Below are 16819 nucleotides of genomic sequence, written 5' to 3' on the forward strand. Positions count from 1 at the left end.
AAATTCTGCCGCTATTGTTCCACGCGTTTTAATAAATTTCCATAATTTCCCGTTTTCCGCGCCAACGATAAACTAAAGCTTAGCCTTACATCGCCGCCATTTCTGCCGCTTTTTCTAAATCAACTGAAACTAAACGCGAAACACCCGGCTCATGCATGGTCACACCCATTAATTGATGAGCCATTTCCATCGCTATTTTATTGTGGCTAATATAAATAAACTGCACTTCCGATGACATTTCTTTCACCATTCGTGAATAGCGGCCAACGTTGGCATCATCCAATGGCGCATCGACTTCATCAAGCATACAAAACGGCGCGGGATTTAGCCGGAAGATTGAGAATACCAAGGCTATCGCTGTTAACGCTTTTTCCCCGCCAGACAGCAAATGAATTGTGCTGTTGCGCTTGCCTGGCGGCCGCGCCATTATAGAGATACCGGTATTAAGCAGATCATCTCCGGTCATTTCTAGTGATGCGCTACCACCGCCGAATACCTTCGGAAACAAATCTTGTAAACCGGCATTAACCCGATCAAAGGTTTCTTTAAAACGATTGCGGGTTTCTTTATCAATGCGGCGAATCGCTGCTTCTAGGGTTTCCAGTGCTTGCACCAAATCGGCGTTCTGAGCATCTAAATAATTTTTACGTTCAGACTGCTGTTTATATTCCTCAATAGCCGCAAGATTTATCGGCCCGAGGCGCGCAATGCGACGCCCAACCTGCTCCAAAGCCTCTAGCCATTCAGACTCATTGGCATTTTCTGGCAGGCTGTCGAGCACGGACTGTAAATCGAACTGCGCCTCTTGCAACTGATCTTGCAAGCCCTTACGACGCACTTGCAGGCCTTGGTTTTCTATACGCGCCTGTTCCAAACGGCTGCGAACGGTCTGCAGACGCTGCTCAATCCCGTGACGCTTTTGTTCATTTTCGCGCAACTGATGATCAACAACTTCCAGCGCACGGCGCGCCTCTGCCAATTCTTCTTCAACCGCGAGACGCTGTTCAAGGCGAGATTCCAGCTCAATTTTTAAATCATCGATAGGCGAGTCGTTATCTTCTAAGGTCAGCGCCAACTGTTCACGACGCTCCTGTAACTGTGCCAACTGCTCCTCTGTACGGCCAATATTCTGAATCACCGAATCGCGCTGAGTACGCAAAGATTGATGGCGCATCGCGAGCTGGTGAGAGTGATCCTTCGATTGCCGCGCGGTTTGCCGCGCCGCATCTAAAACTGTGCGGTTATTGTCGCGCTCACCCAAGAGTGTTTCGCGTTTCCCCGAGTCCTGCTCCATCGCCTCGATAGCCTCTTGCAAGGTCATCCGCGCTTCGGCAATAGACTCCTGCTCGATGGCAAACTGATTACGTAATTCCTTAGCATCATTTTCTAATTGCAGGCGTCGCGCGCTCAATTGCTCAACTTTCGCTTTCTGCGCGCTAAGCTTGGCTCTTAACTCGCTTAACTTACGATTAAACTGCTGTACCTCGCGATTTAAATTCTCGCGTTCCTGCTCGTGGCTTTTCAGCAACTCTCGATCGCTATCAAGCGCGCTGACAATAGCCTCGACACGGGCCTCGCTCGTGGCAACGGCCTCACGAAGATCCTGTAAATCCTGCTGGCGCTGCAACACACCACCCTGGGCGGTATTGCCCCGGCTGACTCGCAGCCAGTTACCACCCAACCACAGACCTTCTGGGGTAATGACCGATTCGTGAGCAGCCAAGCTAGCACGCATCGCGAGCGCCGCATTGAGGTCATCCGCCAATTTAACTGTGGCTAAGATACCCGACAACGCCGCGTTACCAGTCACTTTATCTGCCAGCGACGGCGCAGAACTACCCAGCCCTGCTGTCTGCGGTTCAACAAAGGCCACACTGCCTTCAGCAAGTCCTGCCAGCAAGCCTGCAACGCCATCTAAGGAATCCACGCACAATGCTTGCAACTGATCCGCCAACACGGTTTCTACCGCTTGCTGCCAGTGTTCATCAACCTGCAACTGCTCCGCCAACCGTGCATGCTTGTCTAAACCATGACTGGCGAGCCATTGACTCGTCGCCTTATCGCCCTGCCCCAGTGCGGCCTGCTGCAGGGCTTCCAACGAAGCCATGCGACCACGCATACTCTGCAAGTCGCTGCGGCAGCGATCGAGCTCATCATTAGCTTGCTTAATTCGCTCACGACACTCGCTAATTTGTGGTAACAACCCAGCGTGGCGCTCTTGCGCCGTAGACTCTTCGAGTTCACCCTCAGCGACCTCCTGCTGAAGGAGCTCGATGTCTTCATCGACATCGGCAAGACTCAAACCTTTACGCTCGAGATCTAGCTTCTCAACGCGCTCCTGAATACGATGTAGGCTCAATTCAAGGTGCTGAATACGAGACTGTTCAACCTCGGCGCGCTGACGGGGCCCAGCGGCGGCGTGGTTAAATTCATCCCAACGCTGCTGCCAAGATTGCATAGCCTCTTCAGCCGCAGCCAATGCCTCACTGGCGCTTTCTTCACTGGCCTCGGTGAGCTCCAGCTCTGGTTCAATCTCCGCTATCTCCTCTTCCCACAGCGCTATTTTTTCTTTATCGCTGTCGAGATGACGCGTGGTCTCTAAAACATTGCCCGCGACTTGCTGGAGATCCGCGTCTAATTGCCGGCGCCGTTCCTGCTGATGCTTTATCGCCTGTTCCGCCCGCGCAATCTCGGCGCCAATGCTATAAAAGCGGCCCTGCACTTCGTTAAAGGTATCGTTTAATTGGCTGTGCTGATCCCGCGCCTGCTCAATACCGGTATTTAGGCCTACTTGCTCCGTAACAATGGCTTCGCGATCCAATTCCAGCTGATTAATATCTTTTTCTTTGAGGCTGGCCTGCTCATCTAAGGCTTTCCACTGTAAAACTTGTACCTGAGCTTTAAGTAGGCGCTCTTCTTTCTTAAACTCAGTGTATTTTTCAGCTGACGCTGCCTGACGCTGCAAATGCTGTAATTGGCGTTCCAATTCATCGCGCAAGTCGGTTAGGCGCTCAAGATTTTCCTGGGTGCGGCGCATCCGGCTTTCAGTTTCCCGGCGACGCTCTTTATATTTGGAAATACCGGCGGCTTCCTCAATAAACACCCGCAGCTCTTCCGGCTTGGACTCGATCAACCGGGAAATCATGCCCTGCTCAATAATCGCGTAACTGCGCGGCCCCAGCCCCGTACCTAAAAAGATGTCGGTGATGTCACGGCGCCGACATTTACTGCCATTTAGATAGTATTCAGAGAGCCCCTCGCGGGTCACTTTACGGCGAATAGCAATTTCATCATAGGCGGCGTATTCCCCCCCTAACTTCCTATCAGTATTATCAAATACTAGCTCGATAGTCGCCTGACCAACGGGTTTGCGATTGACCGAACCGTTGAAAATAACATCGGTCATGGACTCGCCACGAAGGTTTTTCGCGGAGCTTTCGCCCATTACCCAGCGCACCGCATCGATAATATTCGATTTACCGCAACCATTCGGACCCACCACCGCCGACAAATTCGTCGGAAAATGGACCGTAGTCGGATCTACGAAGGATTTAAATCCAGCCAACTTAATACTTTTTAGACGCATAAACCAATAACCAAGACATGAAGCCCTTGCCAGCCGCTGTATTCTTATCGTTTTCGGGGCAAACGCAGGATAAATTTGCGCAAAGCGCGATTATAGCCGTCATGGCGACGACTAACAGTAGAAATTCCGACTTTGGCGGAATTTCTACTCAGCGCCTTGTATCACATCAATACGTAACGCGACCGGCGACTGCACCACCCCGCCGCTGTAGGCAACCGGTGCCGCAACCCAATCGCCAGATCGGCGAATAGCGGTACCTGCCACACTAATGTGCGCGGATACCAGTAAATCCGGAAAATCTGCCAACACCTTACCCTGACGAATAACATCACCATCCGTTAAATAGACGCTAATTGGCCAGTTTTGATCCGCGGCATCACCAGACAGTGGTATCCGCGTTGCCGCAACCGGCATTGGCGACCCATCTGCACTCTTCGCAACAACAAATAAGACCCCTGTCGGCGCGGGGCCTAAATCTGGATTTAGACCCACACTGACCGCCACGCCGTCTAATTCGCCAGCAGTAATCGCTAAGCGCTTAGCTTCCGCGACTCCGCCTGCGATCACCGCTGCTTCACCAGACGTTGCCGGCAATACCTGCAATAAACGCTGCCAATGATTCAGTGCCTCGAGGTAGCGACCACCCGCAAAGGCATCAATACCGAGCACGCCCAAGGCAGTTGCCTGCTGAGGGTTAATGGCAATCGCCCTATTTAAAAGCCCCTGTGTTTCGCTATCGACTCGGCGCTGATTTGACAAATAACGGGCCTGAGCCAATTGCGCCAAAACATCCGCATCCTTTGGATACAATGCAGCCAATCGCTGGTAATACGGTAAAGCCCCGGCGAAGTCACCTTGCTGACGAAACAAGGTTGCCATCATTACCAAATGTTCGGCACTCTCCGGACGCCGCGCCAAGATGTCTGCAACAATATCTTGGTAGCGCTGCCAGCGCGCCTCATCCAAGCCTTCAGCAAGAATTTCAGACTGTAAAGTCCGCAATTGTAGGTCTAGGCGGTAGCCGAGTTGAGCGTAAATAAATAAGGCTAACAAAGGTAAAGCAAACGCTAAGATAACGACCAATGAACGCTGACGACGGATATTCTTGGCCGGCGCGTCAGTCTCCGATTCAGAAACTAACTGCCGATCGAGTTCCCGTTCAAGCTCCTGGCACTGAGCCACATCTATCAGCCCGGCGTCGCGATCAGCAATTAACTCCGTTTTGCGCTGCAAATAAAATTGACGCTGGGCACGGCGATGCAACTGGCCGTCCGCCTCCACACGCACGCCCATTCGCGCGCCAAGGAGTATAAATAGCACGGCAAGGCCCAACAGGATTGAAATACCTACATACAAACCCATCACTTGTCGTCCCCATCCTTACCAACGGTTTCGTCATCGCTAAGTAGCTGCTTTAAGCGCTGCGCCTCGGCCGGTGACAGGGTCTGCTCAACGGTCAATTTGGGCCGCGCACGCATTGCTGCCATACGCCACCAAATCAGAATACCAAGTAATAATAAGCCCAGTGGCGCCAACCACAATACCGCTGTCGCAGCGTTAAACTGAGGCCGATAAAGAATAAAATCACCGTAACGCGCCACCATGTACTGGGTGATTTCGATATCCGATTTATCATCCATGATCATACGGTGGATCTGCCGCCGCAAATCTTGGGAAATAGCTGAGTCAGAACCTGATAGGTTTTGATTTTGGCACTTTGGACAACGCAGCTCCTCAATAAAATGGTGATAACGGGCGCGCTGCAGATCCGTATCAAACTGATAAGTTTCAATAACTCCGTGCGCCGCAAAACTGGCGAATAACAGCCAGCTCGTTAGCAGTAGATACTTCATTGACTGGCCTCGCCTGCAAGATCAGCTATTATTGGCGCAAACTCGCGATCCCAGATCTGCTGATCTAGCGCCCCCTGGTAACGAAAGCGAACGATCCCGCTAGAATCTACCAAATAGGTTTCCGGCGCCCCAGTCACGCCTAAATCTAAACCAAAGTTACCAGCTTCATCAAAGATCGTTGCCACATAGGGATTGCCCTTCTCTACCAACCAGCGGCGCGCCGCCTCCGCATTGTCTTTGTAATCGACGCTGTAAATTTTGACACCTTGCTCAGCAAGCTTGACTAAAAAAGGATGCTCGTAGTGACAAGTCGGACACCACGTCGCCCACACATTTAATAAAAACAGCTCACCTTGAATATCAGCTTTGCTGAGCAATCTACCGTCATCCAGGGCGGGTAAAGAAAAGTCAGGCAACGGCCGATTCAATAATTCGGAAGGTAAATCAGTCGGCGTGTATTCACCCCGTTGCACCCTGCGCTCCACGCCAAAAAACATCGCCGCCAAGGCGACAAACACCAATAGCGGAATAAAAAGCTTAAACCTTTGCATAATCTGCCCCTTGCTCATTGCGCGGCACACCGCCTCGGTAACGTTTGTCACATATTGCCAACAACGCACCCAGCGCCATCAAAATGGCGCCCAACCAAATAAAACGGATAAAGGGTTTAACGTGAATTCGAACCGCCCATGCGCTCTCACCCACAGGCTCACCAAGGGCAATGTACACATCACGCAATAAATTGGCATCAATCGCGGCCTCGGTCATCACCTGAGAGCTACGAGCGTGATAACGACGTTTTTCTGGGTGCATATCGGCGATAAATTCACCGTGCTGCCAAAGCGTGAAGCTACCTCTCTGACCACTATAGTTGGGCCCTGTTATGGATTTTACACCGTCAAAACTAACTTCGTAGCCGGACACACTCTCCATTCGCTCGCCGACCTGCATGCGGATATCGCGCTCATCATTAAAGCTTGTCACCATAGCCACCCCAAGCACGCTGGCGGCAAAACCAATATGCGCGAGCAGCATCCCGTAGTAAGAAGGAGTTAACCGCCGCAAACCTGCAATCAAAGTCCCAGCATTACGGGTTTTACTGCGTAAATTAACGGCACTGCTGAGCACAATCCACGCGGCCAATAACACGCCGACGGTGGCACCAAGCTGGAATGTCTCGGCAAAGGCATTTGGCAAAATCAAGCCAATTAATACACTACTGACAAAAGCCCCAAGCAATGCCCGCCACCATCGCTGAGCGCCGGTCCGCTTCCATTGGGATGACGGGCCGACCCCGACGAGTAACGCCAGTAAACACATCAAGGGAACGAAGATTGCGTTAAAATACGGCGGACCAACCGAGTATTTGCCCAGCCCAGCAAAATCCATAATCAAAGGAAACAAAGTACCGAGCAGAACGGTCATCGCAGCAACCAGTAACACGATATTATTTGCCAGCAGCAATGCCTCCCGCGACAACCAACCAAAGCTTGGTGCCGTCTTTGCCGCAGGTGCTTTAAAAGCGTAGAGCGTCAAAGAGCCGCCTACCACTAAGACCAAAAACGCCAAAATAAACATACCCCGCGTGGGGTCAGCGGCAAAAGCGTGGACCGAGGTTAATACCCCGGAGCGAACCAAGAAGGTGCCCAACAAACTCAAAGAAAATGCAAATATCGCTAACAGTAGCGTCCAGCTTTTAAAGACCCCGCGCTTTTCAGTCACCGCAAGGGAATGAATTAACGCGGTGCCAACCAGCCACGGCATAAATGAAGCGTTTTCTACTGGATCCCAAAACCACCAGCCGCCCCAACCCAACTCGTAGTAGGCCCACCAACTGCCCAGCGCAATTCCCACGGTTAAAAACAGCCAAGCGGTGTTAGTCCACGGTCGGGACCAGCGCGCCCAACTTGCATCCATACGCCCGCTCAACAACGCCGCAATTGCAAAGGCAAAGGCGACCGAAAACCCCACATAGCCGATATAGAGCATTGGTGGGTGAATGACCATACCCGGATCTTGCAACAGTGGATTTAAATCTTGGCCGTCGCGAGGCACATTCAACATATGCCGAGCAAAGGGGTTTGAGGTAAACAGCGAAAAACTAAAAAAGCCCACTGCGATCATGCCCATTACGGCCAGTACCCTAGCGAGAATATCCCGGGGCAATTGTCGGGAAAAAATCGCCACGGCCACAGTCCACAGCGTCAGAATCTCCAACCACAACAATAGTGAACCTTCGTGACCACCCCACAGTGCGCTGAATTTATAGGCCGTCGGCAGCAGCGAGTTCGATTGCGCAGCAACAATATCCACAGAGAAATCATCGGTCATAAAGGCGTAAACTAAGCACACCGTAGCAATCGTGGTAAATAGGCACTGAGCGAAGCTCAAATAGCGCGCTGTCGACATCGCCAGCTGATCACCGCGCTGCACGCCCCACAGAGGCAAAATTGCTAGCGCTATGGCAAAGCAAAAGCCGAGAATTAAAGCAAAATGACCCAGTTCTACAATCACAGGGATCCCTTCTTTTCCAGCTCGGCGCGTTTAGCCGCAGAGTCCTTCAATGCCTCACTTACTTCCGGTGGCATATAGGTTTCATCGTGCTTGGCCAGCACTTCGCTCGCGTAAAATATTCCGTCCTCAGCAAGCTTGCCGGAGACCACCACGCCTTCACCTTCAGCGAATAAATCTGGCAAAATACCTTCGTATTCCACGTTGACGACGGCACTGTAATCAGTCACCGCAAAACGAATTTTTAAACTATCGGTGGCGCGCTGTACGCTGCCTTCCTGCACCATTCCACCAGCGCGGATAGCCTTGCCAACAGGCGCTTTCCCCGAAACAATTTCGGCTGGGGGATAAAACAAATTAATATTTTCCTTTAATGCATAACCAAGTAAACCTGCCGCCAGACCCGCCGCAAGTAAAATAAAAAGAATGATCATCAAGCGCTGTTTGCGCTGGGGGTGCATTGCCATAGTTTTTTACTCTCTACCTTTCACTCTTTACCGAGGCTAGCCTGTTTACGGCGGATCACCGTGCGCACCATTTGCTCTGCACTGCGCCGGCGGCGACGGGCGTCAAATAATATTGCGCCTATCACTAAGCTTGTTATGCCATAGCAAAACCACACGTAGGGACCGTGGCCTTCCATCGCAAGTAGTGCGCCAAAGGACTCAAAGTACATTAGTGCTCTCCGCTGATTTGTCGCCGCCAATGACAAGGTCTTGAACCCAACGAGTATTGCGCTCGCGATCGAGAATCTCGGCCCGGGTAAACAGCAACATGGCCCATGCAAAAAACAAATACATACCGGACATGGTCGCCATTAGCGGCCGCAACATTGTGGGGTGAATAGTAGACTCGCCGACAAAGCGAATACTGGCGGGCTGATGAAGGCTATACCACCATTCTACTGACCAATATATGATGGGGATATTTACTGCGCCAACAATGACCAAAACCGCACAGGCTTTAGCCGCGGCCTCGCGATTTTCAAAAGCCTGGTGCAACGCAATGACACCCAAGTACAAAAAGAACAAAATCAATACTGAGGTGATGCGAGCATCCCATACCCACCATGTCCCCCAAGTTGGCTTCCCCCACACGGCCCCAGTCACCAGCGCGAGAAAAGTTAATGATGCCCCAATCGGCGCAATGGCTTTCATCACCATTGCCGCCAGCTTCATTCGCCAAATCAAGTGGATGGCGCCGGCAAATGCCATCACCATATATGCCCCCATGGCGACAGCCGAGGCGGGAACATGGACGTAAATAATACGAAAGCTATTGCCCTGTTTATAATCAGGAGGAACTAAGGCCAAGCCCCATACCGCGCCGCCGACGAGCAATAGCGTCGCCATGGCGCCAAGCCACGGAAGCAAACGACCACTGAACTGATAAAACCAGCGCGGTGAGCCCCATTTGTGAAACGTAGTCCAAATTGACAAAACTATTCTCTCTTTTCACTCAAGCCGAATGGGTGTTATACGAATAAACACCGCGCGGCAGTATACCAGATACAATGCGCCACTACTGATCTACGCTAATACGCAAAGCGCCGCCTATTGCCAATGGCGCCAACGCCAGTGACACGAGAAAAAATACGCCTAGCATCGCGAGCTGAGGTAGAAACGGGGCACCCTCTACCGCTTGTTTGACCGCACTACTGCCAAAGATCAGCACCGGAATATACAGGGGCAAAATAATCAATGACAACAACAAACCGCCTTTACGTAAGCCAACTGTTAGCGCCGCACCGATAGCGCCAATAAAACTTAATACCGCACTGCCGAGTGCCAAACTGAGCATTAACGCCACCATGCCAGTGGTGGGCAAATGCAGTAACACCCCTAATAAAGGCGAAAGTAAACTTAAGGGTAAACCACTTAAAAGCCAGTGCGCTAAGGTTTTAGCTATCACTTGGGGGTAGAGTGCTTGGTGGCTAAGCAGCATCTGCTCAAGTGTGGCGTCGTCGTAATCACTACGAAACACGGTATCACTAGCAAGTAGTGACGCTAACAGAGCGACCACCCACAATATCCCCGGGGCCAATTCCGCCAAACGCTGGGGCTGGGGGCCAATTCCAAGAGGAAACAAGGCGCAGACCATAATAAAAAACACCAGTGGATTTGACCACTCGCTGCCCCGGCGCGCGGCTGCCAATAAATCTCTTCGCAACACCGCCCAAGCCAGGCTAAATAATGTCATCAAGCCACCCCCAGTTCGATAACACGAAGTGGGCGACTAATGGCGAGGCGATGATGGGTCGTTAGCAAAACCGCGCCACCATCATCGGCAAAATCGCTAATCCACTCTTCAATTTCAGCAACACCGCGCTGATCAATTGCCGTAAAGGGTTCATCTAAGATCCACAGCTGCGCGGGAATACAAAACAACCGAGCGAGATTCACCCTGCGCTGCTGCCCAGCCGATAGACTGTAACAAGCTTGCCGCTCAAACCCTGCGAGACCCACTTTGGCCAACGCCGCTAGAATTTTCTGATCATCCGCGGCTAAGCCACGCAGGGCGCAGGACCAGCGCAAGTTTTCCAAAGGGCTTAATGTCGCCTTGATGCCCGCGCCGTGACCGATATACAGCAACTGTTGAAGGTAGTCAGCACGCTGTTGAGCAAGGGAATGCTCGTGCCAAAGAATGTCACCTTGATAGCGGCTCGACAGTCCTGCCAAAATGCGCAGCAAGCTGGTTTTACCGCTGCCATTTGGCCCAGCAATTTGCAGTACATCGCCAGCATTAAGGGTAAAACACAGGTCAGCAAACAGAACGCGATCGTCGCGTTCACTATAGAGTTGCCTAACCTCCAGCCCTGTCTGTGCCAAAATTACTCCCGTAGCAGGCCATAGCGGGCCTCAGCATTAATCAAAACGCTGCAAGTATATACGAAGCCGAGCGGAATTTAGTGTCCAAACAGGATTGGCGTCGCGCAAATCACTTTTCTGGCAGACGAGGGCAGTATTTGGTTTTCTCAGTATTACGGAGTATTGGCCCTATCCTGCAACCATGCTTCCATATCCTGCGTAACCAAATCAAGATAGGCCAGCGCCTTATCAAGTTCGGTCTTTTGTTCAAGCCCCTGAAAACGCAATAAGCGATTACGCACCCAACAAAGCTCTTGAACCAGATGACTGATACCGGTGTTATCCGCCGCAACCTCCGCAATAGCGCTTTGTTGCTGCGGCCGTGCCAGTGTCTCAAGAGCAACATCAGCCGCAGCCTCACCGCTTGAGGACTTAGCTTTACGAGAAGTAGGCCCGCGGCCCTCCCCGTAGAGGCGATCGAGTAAATTTTCAAATTCGTCGTCGGTAATTTGCGCAGCGGCGTCAGATGGCATATTAGCCGCGGCATCGACCTTGCGCGGCGCTAGACGACCATCAAAAAACAAGCCCATAGGATCGGCATCGGCGCTCGCTGATACCACCGTGTTTGCCGCTTTATCGCTGCCGTCAGCCGCCCTAATTAGGCGCTGCTTTAAATCATGGTTCACAGTTTCCGGTGTCTGATGATTTATTCGCCGCGCGAGCATCACCTCGATGGCAGCAACAGCGCTTAAAATAAGTGAAACCGCGCCGGGGTTTAACGCTAGGCGCCGAGTGCGCAGCCGCTCCATTAAGCGCTCAGAAAGTTGTGCACACTCAACCAGCTCCGCCAGCTCAAGTACCGCTGCGCCGCCATATAAGGTATGGAAACCACGATGAATATCATCAAGGATGCGCTGACCGTCATAGCCATACTGCAATTCGGTCAATTGTTCAGATAAACGCTGGACGATCTCTTCAGCTTCCGCCAAAAAAATCGCCATAATGCCTTCATGTTCGGTCTTATTCACACACAACTCACTTAAGGCCCGCTGCTAGGCGAGCGGGACACCAATACATAATTTCATTATCACCAATTTAGCCAACACCGACTGTAGGACTGATCACAATCCAGCAAATTAAGCGCCCCATTGCATTGATTAACCGCCAACTCGCGCAAAAATCCGCAATATTTTGCTTTCTAGCATTGCCGCAGTGAACGGCTTGACAATATAACCGTTCACGCCAGCCTCAGCGGCCTCAATAATTTGTTCGCGATGGGCATCAGCGGTAATCATTAGTACCGGAATATGACAGAGCCGACGATCTGCACGGATTGCCCGCAACAGCTCTAAGCCCGACATATGGGGCATTAATAAATCGGTGATAACAAAATCAAAATGCTGGTTGTGCAACATGGGCAGCGCTGCCAAACCATCGTCGGCTTCACTAATATAGTGGTAACCCAAATCGCCAAGGAGATTACGAATTATACGGCGCATAGTCGAAAAGTCTTCAACGACCAGAATTCGCATCTCGCTGCGCAGACCTGAGCCAGAAGACACCGGATCACTGGCCGCTTGGTTGTGATCAAAGGGACTTGGCGATGACAACTTATCGTAATTATCACTCATGGGCGGGCGCTACTGTACCGCGACGAGCGCTGTCTAAGGTCATTAATTGCTCAATAAAAAACATCAAATGCCCCTCTAACCGCGTCGGCAGTGGCCAGGCTAGAACATTTTGACTTATCTCGCGCAAAGCGCGGGCCGAGACACTACTTGGTGCATTCACAATAACAGGGCGCCGTTGGCGCACTGCATCTCGCAAATTTTGATCAAAGGGGATCGCCCCTGTGTAAATCAACGATACATCAATAAACTGCCGACACACATTATTTAAGGTTGCAAATAACTGCCGCCCTTCCGCGTCATTAGCCACCATATTGGCAATAATCCGAAAGCGGCTGCGGGCAAAATCTCGGCTTAATAGTTTGATCATGGCGTAGGCATCAGTTATCGAACTCGGCTCATTGCAGACGACCAATAACACTTCGTGGGCGGCGCTAACAAAATTAACCACCGAATCAGAAATACCTGCAGCCGTATCGACAATCAAAACATCTAGCTGGTCAGCAATCTCACTAAACGCCCCGATCAATCCCGCGTGTTCAAGGCTAGACAACATCGTTAAGCGTCTAGTGCCGGATGACGCAGGGATAATTTTAATGCCCGCTGGGCCCGTCAACATCACCTCTTGCAAAGAACAATCGCCAGCAAGGACATCTTCAATGGTTTTGGTACTTTGCAAGCCCAGTAGCACATCGATATTCGCCAAGCCAAAGTCGGCATCCAATATAACAACTCTTTTACCGGCTTCGGCCAGTGCAACACCTAGGTTGATCGAGACATTGGTTTTGCCGACGCCGCCCTTGCCCCCGCTCACGGCAATCACTTGCACTGGGCGACGGCTCACCCCGCCACCTCTTCATTGACAACACTATTAATCCGCCACGGCATTCCTGGCAAAAGCCGGGTATAGTCACCAATTTGTCGCACATTGCACATGGCCATTATCTTTTTAACCAAACGCTGATCGATGGCATGGACATCAACAAGAACCACAAGGCGACCAGCATCCACATAGGATTGGAAGTGCATTAAATCCGGATTGTCTTCAGTGAGGCCTACAAACCCGCCCTCCCAAGTGCCAAAAAAAAGAAAGCTCAATGGCAGCGAATAATACAGAATTGAGCGCGCCAAGCCCTCCTCCAAAGCAAATACCGAGCTAAAGACCATCACTAATAAACAGCCTAGTAAAAAGCCCCAGAAGCCACCCCGCCAAGCGCGGCCATATAAATTACTGAGCAGCGCCACTGACGCCACCGGCACCCCCAAACGCTGCACGTCGGCGGTATGTTTGCTCACCACACACCAACGCCAGCCCGTTAAGTGGGGCTGGTCAAGTAATTCAGCAACCTCCTTAAGCTTAGCCGGGGTATTGCTGAGAAAGATAAGGCGGTGCTTCATTGAATATTCCTGATCATCGCAAAGACTGAAGGCGTTCGGCTGGACTAACCACTTCAGTCAATCTAATTCCGAGCTTATCTTCGACCACCACGACTTCGCCGCGCGCAACGAGGGTGCCATTGACCAACACATCGAGGGGTTCGCCAGCCTGTCGGTCCAACTCCACGATTGCGCCTTGGTGCAGTTGCAGCAACTCTCTAATTGGCATATCGGCGCCACCAACCTCAAGGGTTATACGCACAGGAATATCTAGCACCATCTCCAAATCAGGTGCGGCCGGTTTGCGGTCTCGGAGCCGCACGCCAGCTTCCTGAAAGGCGCCAGCACTTTGAAACCCGTCACCGCCCCGCGACTTGCCTGACACCCCAGCAACCCCATTATCAGCAGCCTCTATCTCTTCTTTAAGGGCACGACGCTGACGTCGCAGCTCTTCCTGATTATCCATAGACCACATCTCCCGCCGCGCTATTCATTAACCGCAGCGCTTCATTCAATAATTCTAAGGGCCAGCTGGCCATTGGCGACACCTAAACTTGCCGACGCCATAGCAATACCGCCGGCCTTTAATATTGAGCGCTGACCCGCGCCCAAGGGGATAATATCGCCAACTTTCATACTGGCCACCTCCCGCAAACTCAACACGGGCTCAGCAATAGTACAACGAGTCGCCACCCGCAAGTCCATTAAGGAATCACGCAGCGCCGCTTGCCACAGCGGGTCTTCGACCGCCTGGTCAGCGCTCTCATGCTTGCTAAGCCGCTCCTTCACAGGCTCTAACATCAATTGCGGCAGGGTAATATGAAACTCGCCACCACCTCCGCCCTCAAGTTCAATTTGAAACCGGCACAGGATAACGGTTTCCGCCGGACCGGCAATAGCGGCCATCGCAGGGTTGACCTCCATTGCGATACCTTCGCAGGCCACTTCGCTGACCAAGGTCCAAGCCTGCTGGTAATCACCGAGGGCACGCTGCACCAAACGTCCAAGAACGCGACGCTCAACTGGGCTAAAATCGCGACCATCGGCACTGCCCTGCGCACCGCTCCCACCAAAGAACATATCAACCAATCTAAACACTAGCCGCGCATCAAACACCAGCATAGCCGCGCCCTTAAGCGGGTGAACACGCATCAGGTTTAAACTTGTGGGAACATAGAGGGAATGCAGATATTCACTATAGGGTAAAAACTGCAAATCCAGTGCAACGACATCCACGCCCTGCCCCAAAACGTCTGAAATACTATCGCGGAAGCGCTCAGCAAAACGCTTATTAACTTGCTCTAAACCGGGTAGGCGTCGCTTCTTGGGCTGTCGGCGGCTCGCCAAATCAAAAGCGCGTGGTGGCGTCTCAATATTCTCCGCACGATGATCCTGCGCTTGCACATTGGCGAGCAAGGCATCGATCTCGGCTTGGGACAGTAAATCTTTAACCATACGGAGACACACCAATCAGTGTTGAATTAGGACTTCAGCACTAAAGAATGCAAGGGATAAGCCAATTATTTTACGTTATAAATCAATGGCTTACATAAATCAATAAGTGTCAATAAATTGACGCTCAATAAAAGAAGGCCTTAAGTAGGGAGACTAAAAACGTGCTCGATTTACTCAATCTGCTGCTAAAACTGGCCCAGCCACTGGTGAAGGGAGGTCATGGCTTCCTCAAAACTGCGTTGAGTGTTCCCAAAATCTTGCTCGATCCCGCTAAAACTGGCATCCCTACCCCGTAGTTCCAAGCCGCGAAATTGCTGGGATAGACTAACCGCACCCAACGTTGCCGCACCACCCTTTAGACTATGGGCTGTCTGCCGCAAGGTTTCTGCATCGCGATTTTCAATAGCTTGCTCCACCTGGATAAGCCGCTCGCGGGTATCAACTTCAAACTCGCTAATCAGAATATTGACATCGGCGTCCATAAACTCCCGCAATTCCTCTAACAGTTCTAAATCAAGAGCTTTCATACTTACGCCATCCATGCATTAATCTGCCCACCAAGGGCTAACAATCTTTAAATTCAAAAACGTTAAAACACGTCTATTTTACGCGCATCGAGTATTATTTCACCAACCGCAGCCATCTGTTTCGCAATACTAACAATCTCAACGCGGGCAGAATCAATTTCCGCTGGAGTAAATCGCGAACCGAGCCCATTAACGGCCGCCAACTTCTCTGCCGATAAATTTCCAAGCAACTGCGTCCGCACCACCGCATCGCTGCCCCGCAGCGCAGGTGCCAGCACTTCAGGCGCGAGCTGCGCCAGTAGTAATTTGATGTCACGCGCGGCCATATTGCTAATTTGCGAAAAGCCAAACATCAACTCTTCAACCCGCGCCGCGCTTTCTGGCTGTGCCGCACGCAGGCCATTTAAAAGCGCGCTTTCAGTGCCAACGTCCATTTCGTTTAATAAATTAGCAGCCATAAAATCGCCCTGCAACGCCCTGCCAACCGGACGACCGAGATCATTAAAATACTGCTCCAACAGCCAATCCAGCTCATCAAGTGCTGCGGGTGTAAGCGATCGAAGATTTGATAGCCGCGCCAAAATATCAACCCGCTTAGGCTCGTCAAACTCAAGTATAACCTCGCTCGCCAACACCGATTCCAAGCAGGCAATCACGACAGCTTGAATCTGCGGGTGTTCACGGCGAATAATACCGGCAATCGTCGGCGCGTCGAGCCATTTTAGTTTTGCGATATGCTTTGCCTGACCATGAAATGCCAGGCGGTCACTCACTAGCTTAGCGTGATCTTCCCCCAAGGCATCCTCAAGCAGACTCTGCACCGCGTCACTGGCGCCGGACTTCACCCCAGAGAACCCCTTAACATCAGCGTGAAAACGACGTAGGACGCCCAAAAAATCTGCGTTATTAGGTGCTGCTATCACTGTCATGGCAGTCGCAATGCGATGCAAATCCCGCGGCGGCATTGCTCGCATTACCGCCGCAGCATCCGCCTTATCCAGTGACATGAGCAACGCTGCAGCCTGCTCAGTATTAGACAAGGTTGCGCCAACGTCATTTGTCATAACCGCGCTCC

18 protein-coding genes are annotated in these 16819 nt (G+C 51.6%); all 18 read right to left on the reverse strand.

What is annotated here, in order from left to right; all coding sequences use genetic code 11:
- Window positions 1-85 precede the first annotated feature (85 nt).
- Window positions 86-3586 (reverse strand): chromosome segregation protein SMC, encoded by a 3501-nt coding sequence (smc, locus tag ABYT30_RS00375; RefSeq protein ID WP_373078525.1) that lies wholly within the window; start codon window positions 3584-3586, stop codon window positions 86-88.
- Between the two features lie 144 nt (window positions 3587-3730).
- Entirely contained in the window at window positions 3731-4948 is a 1218-nt protein-coding gene (gene ccmI, locus ABYT30_RS00380) for a c-type cytochrome biogenesis protein CcmI (RefSeq protein WP_373078526.1), read from the reverse strand.
- On the reverse strand, window positions 4948-5439 hold the full coding sequence (locus tag ABYT30_RS00385; protein ID WP_373078528.1) for a cytochrome c-type biogenesis protein CcmH: 492 nt from the start codon (window positions 5437-5439) through the stop codon (window positions 4948-4950). The genes ccmI and ABYT30_RS00385 overlap by 1 nt, the downstream gene beginning before the upstream one ends.
- A complete protein-coding gene (locus tag ABYT30_RS00390; protein ID WP_373094845.1) occupies window positions 5436-5990 on the reverse strand; it encodes a DsbE family thiol:disulfide interchange protein in 555 nt (184 codons plus the stop codon). Before ABYT30_RS00390 ends, ABYT30_RS00385 begins: the two co-directional genes overlap by 4 nt.
- Window positions 5977-7953 carry a heme lyase CcmF/NrfE family subunit gene (locus ABYT30_RS00395; RefSeq protein WP_373078533.1) on the reverse strand — a complete coding sequence of 659 codons (1977 nt, stop codon included), beginning with the start codon at window positions 7951-7953 and terminating at the stop codon, window positions 5977-5979. Before ABYT30_RS00395 ends, ABYT30_RS00390 begins: the two co-directional genes overlap by 14 nt.
- Window positions 7950-8411: a cytochrome c maturation protein CcmE gene (gene ccmE / locus ABYT30_RS00400; RefSeq protein WP_373078563.1), complete on the reverse strand. Its 462-nt coding sequence runs from the start codon at window positions 8409-8411 to the stop codon at window positions 7950-7952. Before ccmE ends, ABYT30_RS00395 begins: the two co-directional genes overlap by 4 nt.
- Window positions 8412-8437: 26 nt before the next feature.
- Window positions 8438-8626 carry a heme exporter protein CcmD gene (gene ccmD, locus ABYT30_RS00405; protein ID WP_373078535.1) on the reverse strand — a complete coding sequence of 63 codons (189 nt, stop codon included), beginning with the start codon at window positions 8624-8626 and terminating at the stop codon, window positions 8438-8440.
- Complete coding sequence (locus ABYT30_RS00410) at window positions 8616-9383, reverse strand: heme ABC transporter permease (RefSeq protein WP_373078565.1); 768 nt, start codon at window positions 9381-9383, stop codon at window positions 8616-8618. Before ABYT30_RS00410 ends, ccmD begins: the two co-directional genes overlap by 11 nt.
- Before the next feature lie 88 nt (window positions 9384-9471).
- Entirely contained in the window at window positions 9472-10149 is a 678-nt protein-coding gene (gene ccmB / locus ABYT30_RS00415; RefSeq protein WP_373078537.1) for a heme exporter protein CcmB, read from the reverse strand.
- On the reverse strand, window positions 10149-10778 hold the full coding sequence (gene ccmA, locus ABYT30_RS00420) for a cytochrome c biogenesis heme-transporting ATPase CcmA (protein ID WP_373078540.1): 630 nt from the start codon (window positions 10776-10778) through the stop codon (window positions 10149-10151). Before ccmA ends, ccmB begins: the two co-directional genes overlap by 1 nt.
- Window positions 10779-10930: 152 nt before the next feature.
- Window positions 10931-11785: an Hpt domain-containing protein gene (locus ABYT30_RS00425; RefSeq protein WP_373078543.1), complete on the reverse strand. Its 855-nt coding sequence runs from the start codon at window positions 11783-11785 to the stop codon at window positions 10931-10933.
- A 129-nt stretch (window positions 11786-11914) separates the two neighbouring features.
- Window positions 11915-12289: a response regulator gene (locus ABYT30_RS00430; protein WP_373078568.1), complete on the reverse strand. Its 375-nt coding sequence runs from the start codon at window positions 12287-12289 to the stop codon at window positions 11915-11917.
- Between the two features lie 91 nt (window positions 12290-12380).
- A complete protein-coding gene (locus ABYT30_RS00435) occupies window positions 12381-13229 on the reverse strand; it encodes a MinD/ParA family protein (RefSeq protein WP_373078546.1) in 849 nt (282 codons plus the stop codon).
- Entirely contained in the window at window positions 13226-13783 is a 558-nt protein-coding gene (locus tag ABYT30_RS00440) for a hypothetical protein (protein ID WP_373078548.1), read from the reverse strand. Before ABYT30_RS00440 ends, ABYT30_RS00435 begins: the two co-directional genes overlap by 4 nt.
- Window positions 13784-13796: 13 nt before the next feature.
- Entirely contained in the window at window positions 13797-14228 is a 432-nt protein-coding gene (fliN, locus tag ABYT30_RS00445; RefSeq protein WP_373094848.1) for a flagellar motor switch protein FliN, read from the reverse strand.
- A gap of 41 nt (window positions 14229-14269) precedes the next feature.
- Window positions 14270-15217, reverse strand: coding sequence for a flagellar motor switch protein FliM (gene fliM / locus ABYT30_RS00450; RefSeq protein ID WP_373078553.1), 948 nt, complete (start codon window positions 15215-15217; stop codon window positions 14270-14272).
- Between the two features lie 185 nt (window positions 15218-15402).
- Entirely contained in the window at window positions 15403-15744 is a 342-nt protein-coding gene (locus ABYT30_RS00455) for an Hpt domain-containing protein (protein ID WP_373078555.1), read from the reverse strand.
- 62 nt (window positions 15745-15806) lie between these two features.
- Window positions 15807-16808 (reverse strand): flagellar motor switch protein FliG, encoded by a 1002-nt coding sequence (locus tag ABYT30_RS00460; RefSeq protein WP_373078557.1) that lies wholly within the window; start codon window positions 16806-16808, stop codon window positions 15807-15809.
- Window positions 16809-16819 lie beyond the last annotated feature (11 nt).

The organism is Zhongshania sp. (genome assembly GCF_041623545.1).
In the GTDB taxonomy this organism is placed as follows: Bacteria; Pseudomonadota; Gammaproteobacteria; order Pseudomonadales; family Spongiibacteraceae; genus Spongiibacter.